Below are 21,855 nucleotides of genomic sequence, written 5' to 3' on the forward strand. Positions count from 1 at the left end.
GATGGACATCCGGACCGCGGGGAGCTTTTATTTCATTAGGCGTTGAATTATTTTCCGCTAGCCGCCTGGAGGCCGCGATGACGCGACACGAGACCACCACCTGCGCCATCGCCGGCGGCGGGCCCGCCGGCATCGTGCTCGGCCTGCTCCTCGCCCGCGCCGGGGTCGAGGTCGTCGTCCTGGAGAAGCACGCCGACTTCCTGCGTGACTTCCGCGGCGACACCGTCCACCCCTCCACCCTGGAACTCATGGACGAACTCGGCCTGGGCGAACGGCTGGAACACATCCCGCACTCCAAGATCCGGCGGATCGGCATCCAGGCCGGCCCCCAGGGCGCCATAGGCATCGACCTGAAAGGGATGCCCGGCGCCTACCAGCACGTCGCGATGATCCCCCAGTGGGATTTCCTCGACATGCTCGCCGACGAGGCACGGCGCCATCCGGAGTTCACCCTGCGCATGCGCTCCGAGGCCATCGGTCTCCTCGACGAGGACGGCGCCGTGCGCGGCGTGCGCTATCGCGACGCCGACGGCGAACACGAACTGCGGGCCACGCTCACCGTCGCCGCCGACGGACGGCGCTCCACCCTGCGCGTCGCGGCCGGGCTGACCGTGCGGGACCTCGGCGCCCCGATGGACGTGCTGTGGGTACGGGTCTCCCGCGCCCCCACCGACCCGACAGGGCTCCTCGGCCGGATCGGCACGGGGAACATGGCCGCGGCCATCGACCGGGGCACCTACTGGCAGATCGCCTACCTCATCCCCAAGGGGTCCTACCACTCGGTACGAGCGGCGGGCCTCCCCTCACTCCAGGAGGCCATCCGCCGGCTCCTGCCCTTCCTCGCCGAGCGGGTCGCCGAGATCGACTCCTGGGAACACGTCGCCTTCCTCGAGGTCGGCCTGGACCGGCTCGCCGACTGGTACCGGCCCGGCCTGCTGTGCATCGGCGACGCCGCGCACACGATGTCGCCGATCGGCGGCGTCGGCATCAACCTCGCGGTACAGGACGCGGTGGCGACGGCCAACCTGCTGGCCGTCCCCCTGCTACGCGCCCAGGAGGACCCCGACCGGTTCGCCCGGACCCTCAATCCCGCCCTGCTCGCCCGCGTCCAACGGCGTCGGCTCCTCCCGACCGCCGCGACCCAGGCGATCCAGCGGGCCCTGCAGAGGCGGATCATCGGCCGGGCCCTGGACCGCCGGCCGCGAATCCCTCCGGCGCTGCGCGCACTGCTCTCCAGCCCCGCGGGGGGAATGGTGGTGGGCCGGGTGATGATGTACGGCATCCGCCCCGAACACGTGCGCTCCCCCGGACGATCCGGCGCGCGGGAAGAACGGACGACGCGGGAGCCGGCGACGGCCGGCCCGCCTCTCCCGGGGCAGGGGGCCGCGTCACCGCCGGGGCGCGGACCGGATCAGCCCGCGTAACCGCGGGGATTGGCCGACTGCCAACGCCAGGCGTCCGCGCACGCCTGCTCGATCGTGCGTGTGCTCTTCCAGCCGAGGTCCCGCGCCGCCGCGGCCGGATCGGCGTAACAGGCGGCGATGTCGCCCGGGCGGCGGTCCACGACCTCGTAGGGGATGTCACGCCCCGACGCCCGCTCGAACGCGGCGATCGCCTCGAGAACCGACACCCCCTCGCCCGAACCGAGGTTGTAGGCCCGTGCCCCCGGCCGGTCGTCGACGTGCTCCAGCGCGGCGACGTGTCCCTGGGCCAGGTCGACGACGTGCAGGTAGTCGCGCACACCAGTGCCGTCAGGGGTGTCGTAGTCGTCCCCGAACACCAGGAGCCGGTCACGCCGGCCGGCGGCCACCTGGGCGATGTAGGGGAAGAGGTTGTTCGGGACGCCGGTCGGGTCCTCGCCGATCAGGCCGCTCTCGTGCGCGCCGACGGGATTGAAGTAGCGCAGGGAGACGACGCGCCATCGGGGGTCGGCCGCCGCGAGATCGGCCAGGATCTGCTCGGCGAACACCTTGGTCGCCCCGTAGGGGTTGACGGCCCGCAGCGGGGCGTCCTCGGGAACCGGGACGGTGTCGGGGTCGCCGTACACCGTCGCCGAGGAGGAGAACACCATCCTGCGGACCCCGTGCTCCTCCATGGCCTCGCACAGGGTCAGCAGCGCGTCGAGGTTGTTGCGGTAGTAACGCAGCGGCCGTTGCGTGGACTCACCCACCGCCTTGAACGCGGCGCAGTGCACCACCGCGTCGATCCGATGCTCGGCGAACACCCGGGCCACCACCGCGGGGTCGGCGCAGTCGCCGGCGTGGAAGGGGATGGGACGACCGGTGATCCGCTCGATCCTGCGCACCGCCTCGGCGGAGGCGGAGTACAGGCCGTCGAGGAGGACGACATCGTGTCCGCGGGCCACGAGCTCCACCGCGATGTGCGTGCCGATGTAGCCGGCGCCTCCGGTGAGCAGGACGTTCACGGGCTCACCTCGTTCTCCAGGATCGGGGACGTCCGTTGCCGTTTCAGCCTAGGCGACGTCGAGATCCGCCCCGGTCAGGACCCCTGGACCGTGATACTCCCGTCGGCGCTGTCGATCTCGATGCTGGCACGCGCGTCCGGGTCGTGGGGCACGCCGATGTCGACCGCGCCGTCGGAACCGGTGGCGGTGACCGCATAGGGGCCCCCGTCGGCGGGGGTGCGGACGGTGACGTTGCCGTCGTTCGTGGAGACGGCCAGCCGGGAGAATTCGGCGTCCAGGGTGACGTCGACGTCGCCGTCGCGGGACGTGACCTCGATCTCGGACGAACGCACCACGTCGATGTCGACGTCACCGTCCGAGGTGACGATCTCGGCCCCTTCCGTCTCGCCGGCCAACCGCAGATCGCCGTCGGAGGCGTCGGCGACGACCTTGCCACGCGGGTCGTCGAGCGTGATGTCGCCGTCCGAGGAGACCACCTCGACGGAGGTGCCGTAGGGAACGGTCACCGTGTAGTCGATCTCGCACCAGTGCGGGTCGAACCGCGCTTCGCGGTGCGGACAGCCCTCGCCTCGGATCTCCAGCCGGCCGCCGCTCCCCTCGGTGATGGACTCGGTCGGGGGGTGGTCGCCGCGGTGGGTGAGGGTCCGGATCACCTGGACCTCGGTGACGTCGGCTCCGACGATGGTGGTGGACCCGTTCTTGTTGGTCAGGTGCAGCTTGGTGACGTCGGCGTAGGAGTCGTCACGTATCTCCTCGTGGATCTCGGCCGGTTCCGCCCCACACCCGGCGAGGGCGGACGCCCCCAACGACATGGTCAGCGCGATCGCGCCTCCGCGTACCACCGTCGCGGCCCGGCCTGTCACGTTGGACATTCCGCCTCCTGCCTTTCTCGTCTCGTCGATTCTCCCTGGTCATAGTGGTGGCCGCGATGTCCCTGGCACCTCGGTGTGAGGTGGTGCGTGCCCTACCTCGGACGTGGGGTCCCGCACCGCCGGAAGCATCAGGACGGCTCGGGGCCTGCGGAGCGGGACTGTAGAGCGAGGGCCGCGAACACGAGCGGGTGGACCCGCCACAGGGGTTCGCCGGCGGCGTGCCGGGCCAGGGCCTCCACCCCCAGCCGATGTCCCATCAGGGCCGGCCCCGCCGCGCGCCCCAGACCGCGCCGGCGCGCTGTGCCCGGTGGAGCGGGAGGGGAGGGATCGGGGCCGCGGTCGAGAAGGAGGTCGTCGGGTCCGCGCACCTCCAGCCCCGGCTGGACGAGCCCCTTACGGCCCTCGGCGAGGGCCCCGGCCAACGGTTTGACCACCATGCCCGCGCCTCCCGTGGTGACCAGGTCCCGCCACCACGCCGTGGCCGACGCAACGGCCCGCGGATCGACGAGGTCGACGGCGAGGTAGCGGGGGGCCCGCACCCGACCGCTGTGTTCGGCCAGCCGTTCGACAACGCCCATGTGCCACAGGTGGTCGCGGTCGGTGAGCGCGTTCCCTTCGACGGCGAGCACCGCGAACGGCGCGTAGCACAGTCCGGCCGTGCCGTCGGTGGGCCAGACGTGCCGCCGGTAGGCGGCACTGTAGGACTCGACGGCGGCGGCACGTTGCCGGACCCGGTCGACCAGCGCCTCGACGTCCACGCCGCGGGCCGCGGCGGCGGCCAGCGCCTCGGCCGCGGCCGGGAGCGTGGCGCGGGCCACGACACCGGCCGAGGCGTGATGACGGATCTCCGCACCGGCGCGGAGCGACCAGGGAAGGAACTCTCCGTCCAACGCGACCCAGTCGGTGTCGAGCTCCTCCCACAGTCCGGCGGCCTCGATGCCGGCACGCAGCTCGGCCAGCACGGCCGCCTCGACCACCGGATCGGGGAAGAAGGGCTCGCCCCTGCGGGTGTAGACCGTGCCGGGCTCACCAGGGACGAAACGGCGGGCGGCGGCCGCGGAATCGCGACAGACGATGGCGACGGCCCGTGTCCCCTTGCGCGACTCCTGGCAGATGACCACGTCGATCCCCTGCTCCCGGTAGTGGTCGAACGCCTCATCGGGACGTTCGGGGAACATCGGATCGGGTGAGGCCGGCACGGTGACGGCGGGCGGCGGGAGATAGATCAGCCATCGGGGATCGACGGTGGACCAGCTGGCCGCCTCCAGGGCCGCCAGGACGTGACCCGCGGGGACCCGTACCGGACCGTGCGCGGTGTCGAGGGTGCCCCCCGGTGTTTCCGGACCGGCGAGCACGTCACCGATGTCGAGCAGCTCGGGGTCGCGGGGCGCCGGGGCGTCGTCGGCCCCCAGCGGCCGGACCGGTGGAGACCAGACGCGCCGGGCGGGGACGTCGACGAGCCGCCGCTCGGGGTAGCGCAGCGCGGTCAGGCGTCCCCCGAACACGCATCCGGTGTCCAGGCAGATGGTGTTGTTGACCCACCGGGCCCGGTCGGTGGGCACATGACCGTAGACGACGGCCGCGGCGCCGCGGTAGTCCTCGGCCCAGGGATGGCGCACCGGCAGACCGTACTCGTCGGTCTCGCCCGTGACCTGGCCGTACAGCGCGAACGCGCGCACCCGTCCCGACGAACGCCCGTGGTAGGCCTCCTTCAGCCCCGCGTGCGCGACGACGAGCCGACCGCCGTCGAGCATGTAGTGGTCGACCAGACCGGCGCAGAAGGACAGCACGCGGTCGCGGAACTCCTCGGGCTCGGCGCTGAGCTGCTCCAGGGTGGCGGCGAGGCCGTGGGCGACCTTGACTTTGCCTCCCTTGAGGGCCCTGAGCAGCTTGTCCTCGTGGTTGCCGCGGGTGCACAGGGCGTCGCCGGACTCGACCATCCCCATGACCAGCCGCAACACGCCGGGGGTGTCGGGCCCCCGGTCGACGAGGTCGCCGACGAACACCGCGGTGCGCCCCTCGGCGTGGCGCGCTCCGACCGCCCGTCCCGAGCCGTCGCGCTCAAGGGTGTAGCCGAGGCGGGTGAGCAGCTCCTCGAGTTCGGCGCGGCACCCGTGGACGTCGCCGATGATGTCGAAGGGGCCGGTGCGAGCGCGCTGGTCGTTGTCCAGGGGCCGCGTGCGGACCACCACGGAGTCGATCTCCTGAGGATCGCGCAGGACGTGGATCTCGTGGAAGCCCTCGCCTTCGAGGCCGTTGCGCATCTGCCGGTACTGCCGGGAGAGCGCGGAGTCGGGCAGGGCGCGGTCGGCGCGCGCGGCGCCACGGTCGCGGACCAGCTGTTCGGGAGGGTCGAGGACGACCGCGACAGCCGGGAGGTCGTTGTCGGCGGCGATGCGCAGCAGCCTCTTGCGAGCCGAGGAGTCGACGTTGGTGGCGTCGACGACCGTGAGCAGGCCACGGCGTAGCCGCGTGTCGACGAGGTGGTGGAGCAGTCCGAAGGCGTCGGCGGTGGCGCTCTGGTCGTTCTCGTCATCGCTGACCATCCCCCGGCAGGAGTCCGAACCGACCACCTGGGTGGGGGCGAAGTTCCGGGCGGCGAAGGTGGACTTGCCCGAACCGGAGACGCCGACGAGCACCACCAGCCCCTTCGCCGGAACGACGAGCTCGCGTTCGGGGGTCATCGGGTGAACACTCCCATCTCCGTCCGTGCCGTGTCCGGTCCTTCGAAGCCCGCGGGGGCGAGACGGAGGCGGTAGCCCCGCCGTGCGGCCACGCCGCCGGCCCAGTCGCGGAACCACCCGGTGGCCCGTCCGGGGGAGCGGACACCCGTGGCGACGGGGTTCCGATGATCGCCGGGACCCCCTTGCGGGAGGACCACGACGACGCGGGGGGCGGCGTGGCCGAACACGACGTGTTCCAGGGCCGCCAACCGGGAGGGGAGGACGTGGCCCACACCGCTGAGGACAGCGGCGTCGTAGCCGAGGAAGCGCGGGTCGCGGTAGAACGGGGAGCCCGTGAACAGCTCCAACCGTCCTCGCCCGTGGCCGGAGGCGGGGTCGACGCCGAGGAGGCGCGCGGCCGTGCCGACGTTGCCCGCGCGGGAGTCGGTCCCGGCGACCCGTTCGAAGGCGGGGTCGGCCAGGAGACGGCCGAGAAGCTCCCCCTGACCGCAGCACAGGTCGATCACGCTGGTCGCCCCCTCGGCTCTGAGCGCCGCGACGACCGCGAGCGCCCGCAGCCCGGCGGCGAGGCCCGTGGCAGCCGGGTCCGCCCCGGACGGCCCGGGCGTCATGGCGGTACGCGACCGCCCACGCCGGTCGAGGTAGCGGCCGATGATGAGGTCGCGGTCGGGGTGGGCGGCAAGCCGGCCGGCCTGCGCCCGCAGCAGCGGTTCGACCAGGTCGTCGGTCATCCCATGGCCTTCGACGGGATCGAGCACCGGAAGCAGGAGGCGTAGGTGCCCCAGCGCGTCGGCGAGCCGTTGCTCTCCTGTCAGGGTCAGCGAGGCGTGGTGGGAGTCGCCCCAGCCGGGCAGGCCCGGGTCGAGGGGCAGCGGAGCCGTCTCGGCCCGCCACCCGAGGGGTTCGAACAGCCTGCGTGGTTCCGTCGGATCCCCGTGGCAGGAGACCGCGGGAAGGCTCACCACCAGGGGGAGCCGTTCCCTGGCAAGGTCCGGCGCGTCCGCGCACCGTCCTTCGAGGGCGGCGTGGAAGACGTCGCCGAGAGCCGTGGCCAGCAGCGAGGACACGGTGTGGGGGTGCCGGCCGGAGCGACGCGCGGGACCCGCGTCCGCGCGCGCGGTGGGCCGGGGGGAGTCGACGTCGAGCAGCAGGGCGGCCGTGCAGCGGTCGGGGGTGGACTCGGGGAAGAAGACGTGGACGTTGCCATAGGGGCGAACCCACCTGAGCACCCGGCCGGGGTCGGCCCCGAGGAGGAGACCGAGATCGGTGGCCGGGCGGCGCGTGGTGGTGATCGTCAGGAACACGACCTCAGTCTGGCGGAACGGCGGACGCGGTTCGAGGGCTTTTTCCGGCCTGTGGACGGTGGCCGGAGGAGGCCAGGACCTTCGGCGGTCTCACGGAGTCGGACGGCGGCGCACGGCCGCGGGCCCGTTCCGGCCGGGAGAAACGCGGGGATCGGCCCGGACCCCCTGGGGCGGTGCGTCACGCCCGTCCCACCGGTGTCGCCTCTTCACGGTGGTGGTCCGCCACCTGGAAGACCGGTTTCCGCGATTGATGAAATTTCCTCTCTTGGCGGTCGGGCCGCGGTTTCTCAGATCACGACGGGAATCTCCGTCGACGCACGCGCCAGAAAACATGAAATAAATTCATTTCCTGGGCCGGCGAGACGCGCGGGCCGGCCATTCGCGGCGTCGATCGGACGTCCCCGAACAGACACGTGGAGGTTCAATGCGCGTCGACGTCAGCCGCATCGTCGACGGGGACGTCCTGGAACTGGAACTCCTCGACCGAACGGCCGAAGACGCCCACCTGCTCCTTCTCCCGACGGGCAAGAACAAGGGGGTCGTCGAGGCGATCCCCCTCCCCCTCGACATCAAGGACGGCACGGCCCACGCCGATCTGGCCCGGGCGGAGATCCCCCCGGGAACATGGGTCGTCCGTTGGGTCGAAGCCGGTAAGAAGAGACCCATCATCACCTCGGACCCCTGCTACGACGTCGCCGAGGTCGCACGGGCGCTCTCCCGCCCCGCGGGCAGGCGCCACCTGCCCCTGAGGACCTCCGACGGGCGGCTGCGCATCCAGGTCCGCCAGACCAGGCCCTACGCCCGGATCGAACGGGTCGACGTCGCCGAATCCGAGATCACCCTCGCCGGGATCCTCGCCTACGGCCCCGCCCTCCGCGGCCCGGCCGAACTCGTCGCCCGCCAACGAGGGCTGAGCGGAGAACTCCGCGTTCCCGCGACCGTCGACGGATCCCGGTTCGGGGTCACCGTCCCCCTGGCGCCGCTGGCCGACGCCCACGTCCTCGAACGCCCCCACAACGAATGGGACCTGACCCTCGTCCTCCCCGACAGCGGCACGGACCTGCACGTGGGAACCCATGACGACGACATCGTCGGCCGCAAGGGACGGTTCAGCTATCCGGAGGTCCTCGTGGAGTCGGCCTCCGGCCGCCTACGCGTCCGGCCCTACTACACCGTAAAAGACCACCTGGCGATCCTCGCCGTCGCCAACAGTCCCGCAGAGGCACCGGCATGAAGATCGCATTCCTGATCGCCAACGTCTACGGCATGGGCGGCACGATCCGGGCCACCACCAACCTCGCCAACGGACTGATCCGACGACACGAGGTCGAGATCGTCAGCATGGCCAGGGGAGCCTCCGAGCCCTTCTTCCGGATCGATCCGCAGGTGCGGCTGCGCGACCTCACCCACGGCCGGGGCTGGAAGGAGCGCCCCGAGCCGGACGCCGAGACCCAACGGCTGGAGACGCTGCCGGCCGAGCATGTCCCACCGGACGAGGCCGCTCGCGACACGGTGTTCAACGCCCTGTCGGAGCGGGCCCTGCGGGACTATCTCGCGAACACCGACGCCGACGTCGTCGTCGCCACCCGCCCCGGCCTGAACTCCCTGCTCGCGCTGTTCGGGACGGGGAAGTACGTGCGGATCGGCCAGGAGCACCTCAATCTCGGACAGCAGCCAAAGGACGTGCTCGCCCACATCCGCGACCTCCACGTCCGGCTGGACGGGCTGACCGTCCTCACCGACTCCGACCGCCGTGACTACGCCCGGTTCCTCGGCCGTCCCGAGTCCGATCCGTGGCTGTTCACCATGCCCAACGCGATGCCCGAGGGGCCCTACGCCCGTTCCCGGCTGACCAACCCGATCATCGCCGCGGCGGGACGCCTCATCCCGGTGAAGCAGTACCCCAAGCTGGTGCGGGCGTTCGCGGCCGTCGCCGAGAAGCACCCCGACTGGCAGCTGCGGATCTACGGAAGCGGACAGGACGCCGCGCGGATCCGCTCGACGATCACCGAGCACGGGCTCAACAACCATGTCGTGTTGATGGGGCGGGCCGCCCAGACCGCGGCCGAGTTCGCCAAGGCGTCGATCGTCGTGTGCAGTTCCAAGCAGGAGGGGCTGTCGATGGTGATCCTGGAGGGGTTCGCCGTCGGGGTGCCCGTTGTCAGCTTCGACTGCCCCCACGGCCCCCGGGAGCTGATCGACCACGAGCGCACCGGTCTGCTCGTGGCCGACCAGGACGTCGACGCGCTGGCCGCGGGGATGCTCCGGCTGGTCGAGGACGAGGAGGAGCGTCGGCGCATGGGCGCGGCGGCCGTGGAGACGGCCCGGCGCTACCACGTCGAGACGATCGTGGAACGTTGGGAGACCTACCTCGCCCCGCTCCTGGCCCGGACCGCCAAGCGTTCGGGACTGCGCCGCTTCCTCCCCTGGTGACCGGGGCCCGGGTCGGCGCGTCATCACCTGGGAGGTGACCGCCGATCCGGCGGCCCCCACAGCGCGAGCACGGGGTGGGGCGTCACCGTCGCCCCGCCCGGACGAGGCCATCGGTCGGGGCCGGCGGCCCGGCAGGCCCTCTCGCGGGCCGCGCGCTGCGCCGCAGGCCGTCGATCAGGACGGGGCCCGCTCCAAGGGGAGGAGGGACGCGGCGGCGCCGCGCCCCGGCCACACCGCCCGCCCGACGCCCGGGAGACGCGACGGTCCACGGGACCTCGGGAAAGGCGGTCGACGGTCGCCTCCTTGGGCGGGATCCCACCGTGGACACCGCCCGCGGTGGCGGTGATCGATCCGCCGGGGAGCGTCGAAGTGGACGCGCTCGCCGCCGTCGACCGGCAGCGTCCGGCCCTCCTCGTGCGCGGCCCCGCGCCGAGCGCCCTGGTGGCGGCCTGCGTCGCGGCCGTCTCCGGACATGCCTCCTTCCCGCTTCCGGGGAACCCCCACCCCGAGAGGGTTCCCCGGCCACAGGTGCGCCCCGGGCCCCACCACGGTCCGCGGTGGGCCGGCCGCCCGTCGAGCACGCCACGCGACACAGCGGGGCACCGCGCGGTCCCGACGAGGACACCGGAATCCGGCCGTCGCCGTCAGCGCGACATCGACCGCGCCTGGGGGACGATGTCGGGCGCGCCGTGCTGAACGGCGTCGGCCTCGTGGTCGCTGTCCTGCTCCTGCGCGGCCCGCTCGGCCTCGATGCGCTTGCGGTAGTACTCGACCTCGCGGGCGACCTGCTCGGCGTCCCATCCGAGCGTGTCGGCCATCAGCTCCGCGGCCTCCTCGGCGACGGCCAGGCCCCGGTCCCACGTCTCGATGGACACGTGGGTGCGCCGCGACAGCACGTCGTCGAGATGGCGCGCGCCCTCGAAGCGCACCGCGTAGACCACCTCGGCGCGCAGGTAGTCGTCGGCCCCCGTCAGCGGCTCCCTCAGGTCGGGCCGCTCCCGCATCAGCTCCATGACCTCGTGGATCAGCGAACCGTAGCGGCGCAGCAGGTGCTGGATCCGGGAGACGTGCACACCCGACACCCGGGCCAGCGTGTGCCGCTGGTTCCACAGCGCCGCGTACCCCTCGGCCCCCACGAGCGGGACCCGGTCGGTGACCGACTTCGGCACGCCGCCCCCCAGACCGTGGGCGACCGCGTCGACCGCGTCCTTGGCCATGACCCGGTAGGTGGTGTACTTCCCCCCGGCGATGAGGACCAGCCCCGGCACGGGGTGGGCGACGGTGTGCTCCCGGGACAGTTTGGAGGTCTCGTCGGACTCCCCCGACAGCAGCGGGCGCAGCCCCGCGTACACCCCTTCCACGTCGTCCCGGCTGAGCGGGACCCGCAGCACCTGGTTGACGTGGTCGAGGATGTAGTCGATGTCGGTGCGGCTGGCCGCGGGGTGGGCCTTGTCCAGGTCCCAGGCGGTGTCGGTGGTGCCGATGATCCAGTGACGGCCCCAGGGGATGACGAACAGGACGCTCTTCTCGGTGCGCAGGATCAGCCCCGAGGACGCCTGGATCCGGTCACGCGGCACGACGAGGTGGATGCCCTTGGAGGCGCGGACGTGGATCTGGCCGCGACCGCCCACCATCTCCTGGATGTCGTCGGTCCACACCCCGGCCGCGTTGACCACCTGCTTGGCCCGGATCTCGAACTCGCCGCCGCCCTCCAGGTCCACGACCCGCGCGCCGGTGACGTGCTCGCCCTCCCGCAGGAACCCGACCGCCTGTACCCGTGAGGCGATCCGCGCCCCGTAGGTGGCGGCGGTGCGCAGCAACATGACGACGTAACGGGCATCGTCGACCTGGGCGTCCCAGTACTGCACGGCGCCGACCAGCGCGTCGCGCCGCAGCGCGGGGAAGACCCGCAGCGCCCCGCCACGGGAGAGGTGGCGGTGGTGGGGCAGCCCACGGGAGGTTCCCATGGACGTGGAGAGGGTGTCGTAGAGGGTGACGCCCGCGCCGACGTAGGCCCGCTCCCACAGATGGTGGCGGAGCGGGTAGAGGAAGGGGACCGGGCGGACCAGGTGGGGGGCGATGCGCTGGAGGAGCAGCCCTCTCTCGGTGAGCGCCTCGCGGACCAGCTCGAAGTCCTTCTGCTCCAGATAGCGAAGACCGCCGTGGATCAGCTTGCTCGACCTGCTGGAGGTGCCGGAGGCGAAGTCGCGCGCCTCCACCAGTCCCACGGACAACCCCCGCGAGACCGCGTCCAGCGCCACTCCCGCGCCCACGATCCCGCCCCCCACGACGAGGACGTCGAGTTCGTCAGTGGCCATGTGCGCGAGCGCTTCGGCTCGTTCCTCGGGGCCCATCCGCGCTGCCGTCATCTCACGCCTTTCCGATACGGGTACCTATCAGGCGATTACCCGATTCTCGCCGGGGCCATCAGGCTATACCGCTGAGTAATCGCCCACTCCCGTGCCGCCTTCAGCGTGTCAGTCCCCTTCGGTGGCGCGGCTCGCCGCGTCGGCGTAGGAGTTCGCGGCGTCCAGGACGTCCCCGCCGTACTCCTCGGACTGGTTGTAGGACAGGATCGCCTCCCACCATCCGCCGCTCTCGGTGAGGACGCGGCGCTCGGCGCACAGGTAGCGGGCCGCGGCCAGGGCGGTGTCGTCGATGTCGTGCGGGTCGGCGACGCCGTCACCGTCGCCGTCGGCCCCCCACCGCGCCCAGGTCGTGGGGATGAACTGCATCGGCCCGACCGCCCGGTCCCAGACGGTGTCCCCGTCGAGCTCGCCTCCGTCGGTGTCGCGGATGACGGCGGTGTTGTTCTCCCCGTTGAGGGGGATGCCGATGATCTCGACGGTGGTGCGGCCGTCGGGACCGATCTCGCCACCGGCGTAGGTTCCGTGGACGGACTCCACCAGTCCGATGCCCGCCAGGGTGGGCCAGGACACCTGGCAGGAGGGCTGCTCCTCCATGAGCGTCAGCTGGGCCGCGGCATAGGCCTGGAGGGCTCTGCGCGGCACCCCGGTGTACTCGGAGACGCGGTCCAGCCAGACGGGGCTGATCTCCTCGGCCACGGAGCGGGGTTCGGGAGAGGGACGGGAGTCGGCCGTCGTCTCGCCCTCGGAGGGGCCCGCGGCGAAGACCCCCTCCTCGGAGCCGGTCACCGTGTCGACGTGGCCGCCCTGGTCGCGGGGGCCGGGGGGCATCACGTCGGGGGCAGCCGAGCCCACCACGTGGACGACGGTTCCGGCGACGGCGCCGGTCACACCGAGGGTGGCCAGCACCGCCGCGGAGGCGGCGAGCGCCGGCTTCCAGGAGGCGGGGACGCGCCCGGGGGCGCGGGCGGCCTCGGAGCGCGGGGTTTCCTGTTGTGTGTCGCCGCCTGTGGTGGGGGTGGGGGGCAGGGTCACGGACACCTCACTCGTTAACACAAGAGGCAGGATCGCGGCCAACGGGAGAACAAATTACTTCACGTACGCGATCCCGCACAGATCAGTCTCGAATTCAGGCCCTGGGGTGGGGCCCGGCCGGGACCAACGCGAAGGGCACCCCCCGCCGGACGGCGAGGAGTGCCCGAAACGGTCCTGCGGGACTCAGTGTGGCGCCACCACGACCTCGACCCGCTGGAACTCCTTCAGGTCGGTGTAGCCGGAGGTGGCCATGGTGCGCCGCAGGGCACCCATGAGGTTCATCGAGCCGTCGCTGGTGGAGGCGGGCCCGTGCAGGATCTCGGCGAGCGTGCCGATCGTGCCGACGGCGAGCCGCTCGCCGCGCGGCAGCTCGCTGTGGTGCGCCTCGCTGCCCCAGTGGTAACCGAAGCCGGGCGCCTCCTGGGCGCGGGCCAACGGCGAGCCGACCATGACGGCGTCGGCCCCGCAGGCCAGGGCCTTGGCGATGTCGCCGCTGTGCGTCATCCCACCGTCGGCGATGACGTGGACATAACGCCCACCGGACTCGTCGAGGTAGTCGCGGCGGGCCGCGGCGACGTCACCGATCGCGCTGGCCATCGGCACGGCGACCCCCAGGACGCTGCGCGTGGTGTGCCCGGAACCGCCCCCGAAACCGACGAGGACGCCGGCCGCGCCGGTGCGCATGAGGTGCAGCGCGGCGGTGTAGGTGGCGCACCCGCCGACGACGACCGGGACGTCCAGGTCGTAGATGAACTGCTTGAGGTTGAGCGGCTCGGCGCGGCCGGAGACGTGCTCGGCCGAGACCGTGGTGCCGCGGATGACGAAGATGTCCACGCCGGCGTCGATGACGGCCTTGTGGTACTGGGCCGTGCGCTGCGGCGACAGCCGCGCGGCGGTGACCACCCCCGCGCGACGCACCTCCTCGATACGCCGGCCGATCAGCTCCTCCTGGATGGGGGCGGCGTAGATCTCCTGGAGCCGCCGGGTGGCCGCGACGTCGTCGAGTTCGCGGATCTCGGCCAGCAGCGGCTCGGGATCCTCGTAACGCGTCCACAGACCTTCGAGGTCGAGCACGCCCAGACCGCCGAGACGGCCGATCTCGACGGCGGTCTTCGGCGAGACGACACTGTCCATCGGGCTGACCATGAGCGGTGTCTCGAACCGATAGGCGTCGATCTGCCACGCGATGGACACCTCTTCGGGGTCGCGCGTGCGGCGGGCCGGCACGATCCCGATCTCGTCGAGCTCATAGGCCCGACGCCCGTTCTTGCCCAGCCCGATCTCCACCTGAGCCAACGCTTCGATCCCCTCTCATCCTTCCCGCGCGGTCACCGTTGGGTGCCGCAGCGGCGAGTCTACCCCCGGACCAGCGCCGACCTGCGGGCCGCAGGCCCCCGACGGCGGTGAGACCGCCGGGGACCCCCTCCCTTGGGCGGGCGCCTACGGTCCGGCTAGCGGCGGCCGTGGTAGTTGGGCGCCTCGACCGTCATCTGGATGTCGTGCGGGTGGCTCTCCTTGAGCCCCGCCGAGGTGATCTGCATGAGCTGGCCACGCTCGCGCAACTCGTCCACGGTGCGGGCACCCGCGTACCACATGGACTGGCGCAGGCCGCCGACGAGCTGGTGGGCCACCGCCGCGAGCGGTCCACGGAAGGGGACCTGCCCCTCGATGCCCTCGGGGATCAGCTTCTCCTCGGTGGTGACATCGGCCTGGGAGTAGCGGTCCTTGGAGAAGGAACGGCCGCGCATCGCGCCGAGGGAGCCCATGCCGCGGTAGGACTTGAACTGCTTGCCGTTGATGAAGATGAGTTCGCCGGGACTCTCCTCGACACCGGCCAGGAGGCTGCCGAGCATGACCGTGCTCGCACCGGCCACGATCGCCTTGGCGATGTCGCCGGAGTACTGGAGACCGCCGTCGGCGATGACCGGCACGCCCGCGGGACCGGCCGCCTTGGCCGCCTCGAACACGGCGGTGACCTGCGGCGCGCCGACACCGGCGATGACACGGGTCGTGCAGATGGAGCCCGGGCCGACCCCCACCTTCACGGCGTCGGCGCCGGCGTCGATGAGAGCCTGCGCGGCGGCGCGGGTGGCGATGTTGCCGGCGATGACGTCGGCGCGGGTGTTGGCCTTCAGCTTGGCGACCATCTCCAGCACGCCCGCGGAGTGGCCGTGCGCGGTGTCGACGACGATGAAGTCGGCGCCGGCCTCGACCAGGGCGCGCGCCCGCGACTCGGCGTCGGGCCCCACCCCGACGGCGGCGCCGACGACCAGGCGGCCCTCGGCGTCCTTGGTCGCGTCGGGGAACTGCTCGCTCTTGGTGAAGTCCTTGACGGTGATGAGGCCGCGAAGCCGTCCCTGGTCGTCGACCAACGGCAGCTTCTCGATCTTGTTGGCCCGCAGCAGGGCGAACGCCTCGTCACGCGAGACCCCCACCGGGGCGGTGACGAGCGGCATCGGGGTCATGACGTCGCGCACCTTGCGGCCGCGGTCGTCCTCGAACCGCATGTCGCGGTTGGTGACGATGCCCACGAGACGCCCGTCGGCGTCGGTGACCGGGGCGCCGGAGATGCGGTAGTGGGCGCTGAGCTTCTCGACGTCGGCGAGCGTGTCGTCGGGGCTACAGGTGACCGGCGCGGTGATCATCCCGGCCTCGGACCGCTTCACCAGGTCGACCTGCGCCGCCTGGTCCTCCGTGGAGAGGTTGCGGTGCAGGACGCCGACACCACCCTGGCGGGCCATGGCGACGGCCATCCGCGCCTCGGTGACGGTGTCCATGGCCGCGGAGATCAACGGCACGCGCAGCGTGATGTTGCGTGAGAGACGGGTCGTGGTGTCGGCCTCGCCCGGCTGGAGGTCGGAGTAGGCCGGAACCAGCAGGACGTCGTCATAGGTCAGGCCGGGCGGCAGGATCTTGCCGGTCGTCTCTGATGGGTTCAAGGTCATGAACACTCCCCCGGCGCGAGAACCCGGAGCCGGGTCGAGCACGCCTTCCCTGTCGGCATCCGTTACTGGTGTGAAGAACTCCGCGGACGCGCGGGGGATTCCCGGCGCCTGAGGCCATGCGATGCGGGGGCACGGCGGCGGAGTGGGCCCCGTGGGTGGTCGGCCGTCCTCCCCCGACCAGGGGCGAACCGCCTTCCGACCACGCGAGGTCGGTGGTCACATCCTAAGGCGCGCCCGTTCCGGGTATCGCCGCGTGGTGGAAAAACCGGCCCCCTCATCGGCCGACGGTGGGGGGTCTCACAATTTGCAGTAACGCCGGTAACGGACCCGCGGGGGGCATCCGTCACCGCGCGGCCCCGGCACACGACGAGCGTGGCGGGCCGGATCACAGGAGGCGGTTCGCGACGGCCACCTCACGCAGCCGGGCCAGGGCCCGGTGCTGGGCGACCCGTACGGCTCCCGCCGACATCCCCAGAACATGTCCCGTCTCATCAGCAGATAGTCCAGCGATCACACGCATGACGAGCAGCCGTCGCTGCTGCTCGGGCAGCTCTCCCAGCAGGGCCCGCGCCCGTTCGGCCTCGGCCGTCCGAACGGCGAACTCCTCGGGGCCGGGGCCGTCGTCGGGCCGGTCGGGCACCGTGTCGGTGGGCACGTCGGCGCGGTGGGAGCCGCGCAGCGCGTCGGCGACCTTGTGCGCGGCGATGCCGAAGACGAACGACGCGAAGGGCCGCCCCATGTCGCGGTAGCGCGGGAGCGCCGCCAGCAGGGCGATGCAGACCTCCTGGGCGACGTCGTCGGAGTAGTGCACGTAGCCGGCGACGCGGGCGAGTCGCGCCTGGCAGTAGCGCACCACCATGGGACGGACTTCGCGGATGAGGGAGTCCACGGCGCCGAGGTCGCCCTGGACCGCCAGGCGGGTCAGGTGGTTCAGCTCCGTGTCGTCCGCTCTCGGCAGGGTCGCCGTCCGTCCCGCGAGCGTGCCCCCCGCGACGCGTAGATCCGTCACGTTACGAATGATGCCCGCAGGCACGGACTTACACGTCACGATTACCGGCAACAGAATGATCACATTTAGGGCGTTACCCACCTAAAAGTACGTGTGTCCCGGGGGTAGACCGGGACACACGTGGTAATGCGGATCTCCTGGGAGTCAGGGCCTAGTGGCCGTGCCCGTGACCGTGGCCGGCCTCCGCCTGCTCCTCTTCGGGCTTGTCCGCGACGAGCACCTCGGTGGTCAGCAGCATCCCGGCGATGGAGGCCGCGTTCTGCACCGCGGAACGGGTCACCTTGACCGGGTCGATGATGCCCTGCGCCATGAGGTCGCCGTACTCGCCCGAGGCCGCGTTGTAGCCGTGGCCCGGCTCCAGCTCGGCGATCTTGGCCGTGACGACGTAGCCCTCGGCACCGGCGTTCACCGCGATCCAGCGCGCCGGCTCGACCAGCGCCCGGCGGACGATCGCCACACCCGTGGCCTCGTCACCGGACAGCTCCAGCGAGTCCAGCTCCTTGGCGGCGTGCACCAGGGAGGCGCCGCCACCGGCGATGATGCCCTCCTCGATCGCGGCGCGGGTGGCCGAGATCGCGTCCTCCAGGCGGTGCTTCTTCTCCTTCAGCTCCACCTCGGTGGCCGCGCCGACGCGCAGCACGCTGACGCCACCGGCCAGCTTCGCGAGGCGCTCCTGGAGCTTCTCGCGGTCCCAGTCGGAGTCGCTCGCCTCGATCTCCTTGCGGATCTGGCGGATGCGGTCGTCCACCTCGGACTGGCTGCCACCACCGTCGACGATGGTGGTGGCGTCCTTGGTGACGGTGATGCGGCGGGCGGTGCCCAGCGCGTCGAGCTCGGCGTTGTCCAGGGTCAGGCCGACCTCCTCGGCGATGACCTGGCCGCCGGTGAGGATGGCGATGTCCTGGAGCATGGCCTTGCGGCGCTCACCGAAACCGGGGGCCTTGACGGCGGCGACGTTGAGCGCGCCGCGGATCTTGTTCAGCGCGAGCGCGCTGAGCGCGTCGCCCTCGATGTCCTCGGCGATGACCAGCAGCGGCTTCTTCGTCTGGACGACCTTCTCCAGCAGCGGCAGCAGCTCCTGGAGGTTGGAGATCTTGCCCTGGTTGATCAGGATGAGGGCGTCCTCGAGGACGGCCTCCTGCCGGTCGGGGTCGGTGACGAAGTAGGGCGAGACGTAGCCCTTGTCGAACTGCAGGCCCTCGGTGAACTCCAGGTCCATCCCGAAGGTCTGCGACTCCTCGACGGTGATGACGCCGTCCTTGCCGACCTTGTCGAAGGCCTCGGCGATGAGGTCGCCGATGACCTTGTCCTGGGCGGAGTTGGTGGCGACGTAGGCGATGTCGGAGCGCTCGCCGACCTCGCGCGCCTGGGCCAGCAGCGCCTCGGACACCTTCTGCGCCGCGGCGTCGATGCCCTTCTTCAGCGACATGGGCGAGGCGCCGGCGGCGACCGTGCGCAGGCCCTCGCGGACCAGCGCCTGGGCCAGGACGGTGGCGGTGGTGGTGCCGTCACCCGCGGCGTCGTTGGTCTTGGTGGCGACCTCCTTGACGAGCTGGGCGCCCAGGTTCTCGTAGGGGTCGTCGAGCTCGACCTCGCGCGCGACGGTCACACCGTCGTTGGTGATGGTGGGGGCACCGAACTTCTTGTCGATGACCACGTTGCGGCCACGCGGGCCGAGCGTGACCTTGACGGCGTTGGCGAGACGGTCGACGCCGCGCTCGAGCGCGCGCCGCGCGTCGTCCTCGAACTCCAGGATCTTCGGCATTGGTTGGGTCCTCAGTCCTTACAAGTACGTCACGGGTACGTCGGAAAACGGGACCGCCCCGCCCGGCATGAGCCGGCCGGGGCGGGAGACATCCGTAAGCTCCGGGCTTACTTCTCGACGACCGCGAGCAGGTCGCGAGCGGAGAGAACGAGGTACTCCTCGTTGTTGTACTTCACCTCGGTGCCGCCGTACTTGCTGTAGAGGACGACGTCGCCGACCTTGACGTCCAGCTCGATACGGTTCTTGCCCTCGTCGTCCCAGCGGCCCGGGCCGACCGCGAGGACCTCGCCCTCCTGGGGCTTCTCCTTGGCGGTGTCCGGGATGACCAGGCCGGAGGCGGTGGTCTGCTCGGCCTCGAGCGGCTTGACGACGACGCGGTCCTCGAGCGGCTTCAGCACAGTCTTGGTGGCGGTCGACACTGTGTGACCTCCCCCTTCAGGTTCGATGATTCGAAACGGCATGCTGGGAAAAGGGGCGACCACGGCGGCCTGTCGTCGCGGGTGCCAGACCGGCCTCGTCGCGGTTAGCACTCTACCCTTGAGAGTGCCAGTATGGAACAGTAGCCGTGCCCATCCAGCTCGTCAAACAACAGGTCACGGGGGAACAGCAGGGTGTCTAACGGGCAAATCACGGGTTTGCGTGCGCTTCTCACTCCACTTGGGCAACGTCTGCTCACCCGCCTGGACCCCACCGAGATCGACGCCGACCCCCTGGGAGCGGCCACCCGGCTGCGCCGCGACCCCGAGCTGACCGGCGCCACCTCCCAGGTTCCGGTCACCGACCTGGTCAACGCCGCGCTCACCCAGGCGCGATTGCGCGGCCGGGCCCGCGAGAAGTTCGGCGCGGCGGCCGAACGGATGTACTTCACCCCCAACGGGCTGGAGCAGGCCACCCGCCGCGTGGTGGCGCGGTACCGCGCGCGCCGGTTCGCCGCCACGGTGCCGGCCTCCCCCGACCTCCCCGTCGGCGACCTGTGCTGCGGCATCGGCGCCGACCTGATCTCGATGGCCGAGGCCGGCCTCCCCGTCGAGGGGGTCGACCTCGATCCGTTCACCATCGAGGTCGCCCGGGCCAACATCGAGGCGTTCGGCCTGACGGACCGGGCGCGGGTCCGCGAGGGCGACGTGACCCAGGTCAAACCGGGCTCCTACGCCGGGGTCTTCTGCGACCCCGCGCGCCGCAGCGGCCGTGGCCGGGTGTTCAACCCGCACGCCTACTCCCCGCCCTGGCCCTCGGTGCTGGAGCTGGTGGGCGGGGCGCCCGCGGCGTGCGTGAAGGTCGCGCCGGGCATCCCCCACGATCTCGTTCCCGAGGGCGTCACCGCGGAGTGGGTGTCGGTGGACGGGGAGGTGAAGGAGGCCGCGCTCTGGTTCGGGGCCTCCGCCGACGCGGGGACCCCCCGGCGCGCGACGCTCCTGCGCGCCCGCGGCGGGCAGGAGGATCCGGAGCCGATCATCCTGGAGCCCGACCCTGGGCTGGGCGCGCCGGAGGTCCGGGCCCCCGGCCGCTACCTCTACGAACCCGATGGCGCGGTGATCCGGGCCCACCTGGTCGCCGAGGCCGCCGCGGCCGTCGACGGCGCGCTGCTCGACCCGAACATCGCCTACATCACATCGGACCGTCTCGTCCCGACCCCCTTGTGCCGGGCCTACGAGATCACCGACGTCCTCCCCTTCTCCGTGAAGCGACTGCGGTCGGCGCTGCGGTCCCGGGACGTCGGAACGGTAACGATTAAGAAACGCGGCTCGGCCGTCGACGTGGAACGGCTCCGCCGCGACCTCAGGCCGTCAGGGTCCCGATCCGCGGTCGTCGTCCTCACCCGGATCGGCGAACGCCCCGTCTGCCTGCTGTGCGACGAGGTCGAGGCCCCTCGGGAGCCGGAAGGCGCCTGACCCGTCCGCCGCTCCCCCCGCCTATGAAGGGCATCACGAACACCACGCCCCTCCTTTCCGATTCCCCGAAAAACCCGTAACTTTGGCACTCACCGGGAGAGCGCGACCCCCCTGTCGTTAGACTGACCCCACTGAATCTTTCCCCCTTCTCGTGGATCTGTCCGGCGATGCCCGGGTGCGGTCGGCCGTGGCACCGGCCCACCGATCCGTTCGCCATGACCTTTTCCCCCTACGGCCAGTAGGCGGATCGGTGCCTTGTGTGACACGCCCCCAGCGGCGCGACGCCTCTCCCACGGCCGTGCCCCAGTCGGACTCCCGCGAGAACACGCCCATCCGAGGTCCAAGAGGATGGGTGGCGCCATATCAAAAGGAGCACCTCGGTGGAACAGACCAACCACAACTTCCTCAACGGGGGAGGTCAGACCGGGATCTCCGACCGGATGCGGGAACTCCTCTCGCGGGCGGCGCAGGACCACCTCTCCGAGCAGAAGTCGCAGGGCGCGGTGACCGAGGAGATGCGCCAGCGCCTCGAAGGCATGGAGTGGTTGCTGCGCGAGTTCCGGGAACGCGAGTTCTCCACCCTGGCCGAGGCCGTCGCCACGGTCCAGGCTCGCGTCGACGAGCTGTCCGCCCGCCCGCCGGAGTGGGCCGAGACGCTCGCCGAGCACATCGAGCAGGTCGGAGAACGGGTCAAGCCTCTCGCGGAGATGCCCGAGCTGCGCTCGGACGTCGAGAAGGTCCAGAGCCGTCTGGACACGGCGCTGGGCCGTCTCCAGGGCATCACCGAAACCGCGCTGCGCACCGCGAACCAGGTCGACTCCCTCCACGAGCGGATGGAGTCGTTCGCCGCCGGTGTCGAGGCCCGCCTCACCCAGATCGACGAGGCGCTCGCCTCCCTCGCCTCTCGCGGCGCGGCGCTGGAGACCTCGTTGGAGGCCGTCGGCGAGCGGATCGACCGTGGGAACGACGCGGCCCGGGAGCTCGCGACCGAACACCACGCCTTGCTCTCCGGCAGCGTCGAAGAGGGACGCGCCACCCTGGAACGCGCCATCACCGAAGGCCGCGAAGCCATCGAAACCACGCTCCAGGAACACCGCGACGCCCTCACCACGACCGTCGAAGAGG

15 protein-coding genes and 1 pseudogene are annotated in these 21,855 nt (G+C 71.6%); 5 read left to right on the forward strand and 11 right to left on the reverse strand.

Features of this window, described 5'->3' with window-relative positions; all coding sequences use genetic code 11:
- Positions 1 to 77 precede the first annotated feature (77 nt).
- Positions 78 to 1,424, forward strand: a complete 1,347-nt coding sequence (locus tag B5D66_RS24205; RefSeq protein WP_078764139.1) for an FAD-dependent oxidoreductase — start codon at positions 78 to 80, stop codon at positions 1,422 to 1,424.
- Here the strand turns inward: B5D66_RS24205 and galE are convergent.
- The 4 genes from galE to B5D66_RS24225 all read right to left on the reverse strand — a co-directional run bounded on the left by galE (position 1,412) and on the right by B5D66_RS24225 (position 7,285).
- Positions 1,412 to 2,425 carry a UDP-glucose 4-epimerase GalE gene (gene galE / locus B5D66_RS24210; protein ID WP_078764140.1) on the reverse strand — a complete coding sequence of 338 codons (1,014 nt, stop codon included), beginning with the start codon at positions 2,423 to 2,425 and terminating at the stop codon, positions 1,412 to 1,414. The two genes, B5D66_RS24205 and galE, sit on opposite strands and share 13 nt — an antisense overlap.
- A 74-nt stretch (positions 2,426 to 2,499) precedes the next feature.
- A complete protein-coding gene (locus tag B5D66_RS24215) occupies positions 2,500 to 3,297 on the reverse strand; it encodes a DUF4097 family beta strand repeat-containing protein (RefSeq protein WP_078764141.1) in 798 nt (265 codons plus the stop codon).
- A 128-nt stretch (positions 3,298 to 3,425) separates the two neighbouring features.
- Positions 3,426 to 5,981: a polynucleotide kinase-phosphatase gene (locus tag B5D66_RS24220; protein ID WP_078764142.1), complete on the reverse strand. Its 2,556-nt coding sequence runs from the start codon at positions 5,979 to 5,981 to the stop codon at positions 3,426 to 3,428.
- Positions 5,978 to 7,285, reverse strand: a complete 1,308-nt coding sequence (locus B5D66_RS24225; RefSeq protein WP_078764143.1) for a hypothetical protein — start codon at positions 7,283 to 7,285, stop codon at positions 5,978 to 5,980. The genes B5D66_RS24220 and B5D66_RS24225 overlap by 4 nt, the downstream gene beginning before the upstream one ends.
- Before the next feature lie 424 nt (positions 7,286 to 7,709).
- Between B5D66_RS24225 and B5D66_RS24230 the strand changes: the two genes are divergently transcribed.
- Both B5D66_RS24230 and B5D66_RS24235 read left to right on the forward strand, forming a co-directional pair.
- Positions 7,710 to 8,519, forward strand: a complete 810-nt coding sequence (locus tag B5D66_RS24230; protein WP_078764144.1) for a hypothetical protein — start codon at positions 7,710 to 7,712, stop codon at positions 8,517 to 8,519.
- Positions 8,516 to 9,718, forward strand: a complete 1,203-nt coding sequence (locus tag B5D66_RS24235) for a glycosyltransferase family 4 protein (RefSeq protein WP_078764145.1) — start codon at positions 8,516 to 8,518, stop codon at positions 9,716 to 9,718. Before B5D66_RS24230 ends, B5D66_RS24235 begins: the two co-directional genes overlap by 4 nt.
- Before the next feature lie 644 nt (positions 9,719 to 10,362).
- Here the strand turns inward: B5D66_RS24235 and B5D66_RS24240 are convergent.
- From B5D66_RS24240 to groES, 7 genes are all read right to left on the reverse strand, one after another.
- Complete coding sequence (locus B5D66_RS24240; RefSeq protein WP_078764146.1) at positions 10,363 to 12,087, reverse strand: glycerol-3-phosphate dehydrogenase/oxidase; 1,725 nt, start codon at positions 12,085 to 12,087, stop codon at positions 10,363 to 10,365.
- Positions 12,088 to 12,195: 108 nt separating this feature from the next.
- Positions 12,196 to 13,119 carry a lytic transglycosylase domain-containing protein gene (locus B5D66_RS24245; protein WP_235001207.1) on the reverse strand — a complete coding sequence of 308 codons (924 nt, stop codon included), beginning with the start codon at positions 13,117 to 13,119 and terminating at the stop codon, positions 12,196 to 12,198.
- Positions 13,120 to 13,302: 183 nt separating this feature from the next.
- Positions 13,303 to 14,406: a GuaB3 family IMP dehydrogenase-related protein gene (locus tag B5D66_RS24250; RefSeq protein ID WP_078764147.1), complete on the reverse strand. Its 1,104-nt coding sequence runs from the start codon at positions 14,404 to 14,406 to the stop codon at positions 13,303 to 13,305.
- A 164-nt stretch (positions 14,407 to 14,570) separates the two neighbouring features.
- The gene (guaB, locus tag B5D66_RS24255) at positions 14,571 to 16,064 is read right to left on the reverse strand and encodes an IMP dehydrogenase (RefSeq protein WP_078764148.1); all 1,494 of its coding nucleotides are present in this window, start codon (positions 16,062 to 16,064) and stop codon (positions 14,571 to 14,573) included.
- A gap of 385 nt (positions 16,065 to 16,449) precedes the next feature.
- A complete protein-coding gene (locus B5D66_RS24260; protein WP_078764149.1) occupies positions 16,450 to 17,073 on the reverse strand; it encodes a sigma-70 family RNA polymerase sigma factor in 624 nt (207 codons plus the stop codon).
- Between the two features lie 151 nt (positions 17,074 to 17,224).
- Positions 17,225 to 18,838, reverse strand: a complete 1,614-nt coding sequence (gene groL / locus B5D66_RS24265; RefSeq protein WP_078764150.1) for a chaperonin GroEL — start codon at positions 18,836 to 18,838, stop codon at positions 17,225 to 17,227.
- A 107-nt stretch (positions 18,839 to 18,945) separates the two neighbouring features.
- Positions 18,946 to 19,257: a co-chaperone GroES gene (gene groES / locus B5D66_RS24270; protein WP_078764151.1), complete on the reverse strand. Its 312-nt coding sequence runs from the start codon at positions 19,255 to 19,257 to the stop codon at positions 18,946 to 18,948.
- A gap of 216 nt (positions 19,258 to 19,473) precedes the next feature.
- Here groES and B5D66_RS24275 point away from each other — a divergent pair, with 216 nt between their 5' ends.
- Complete coding sequence (locus B5D66_RS24275; RefSeq protein ID WP_235001208.1) at positions 19,474 to 20,730, forward strand: class I SAM-dependent methyltransferase; 1,257 nt, start codon at positions 19,474 to 19,476, stop codon at positions 20,728 to 20,730.
- 380 nt (positions 20,731 to 21,110) lie between these two features.
- Positions 21,111 to 21,855: pseudogene (locus B5D66_RS24280) on the forward strand (hypothetical protein); the annotation flags it as partial.

The organism is Marinactinospora thermotolerans DSM 45154 (assembly GCF_900167435.1).
GTDB classification, from domain to species: Bacteria; Actinomycetota; Actinomycetes; order Streptosporangiales; family Streptosporangiaceae; genus Marinactinospora; species Marinactinospora thermotolerans.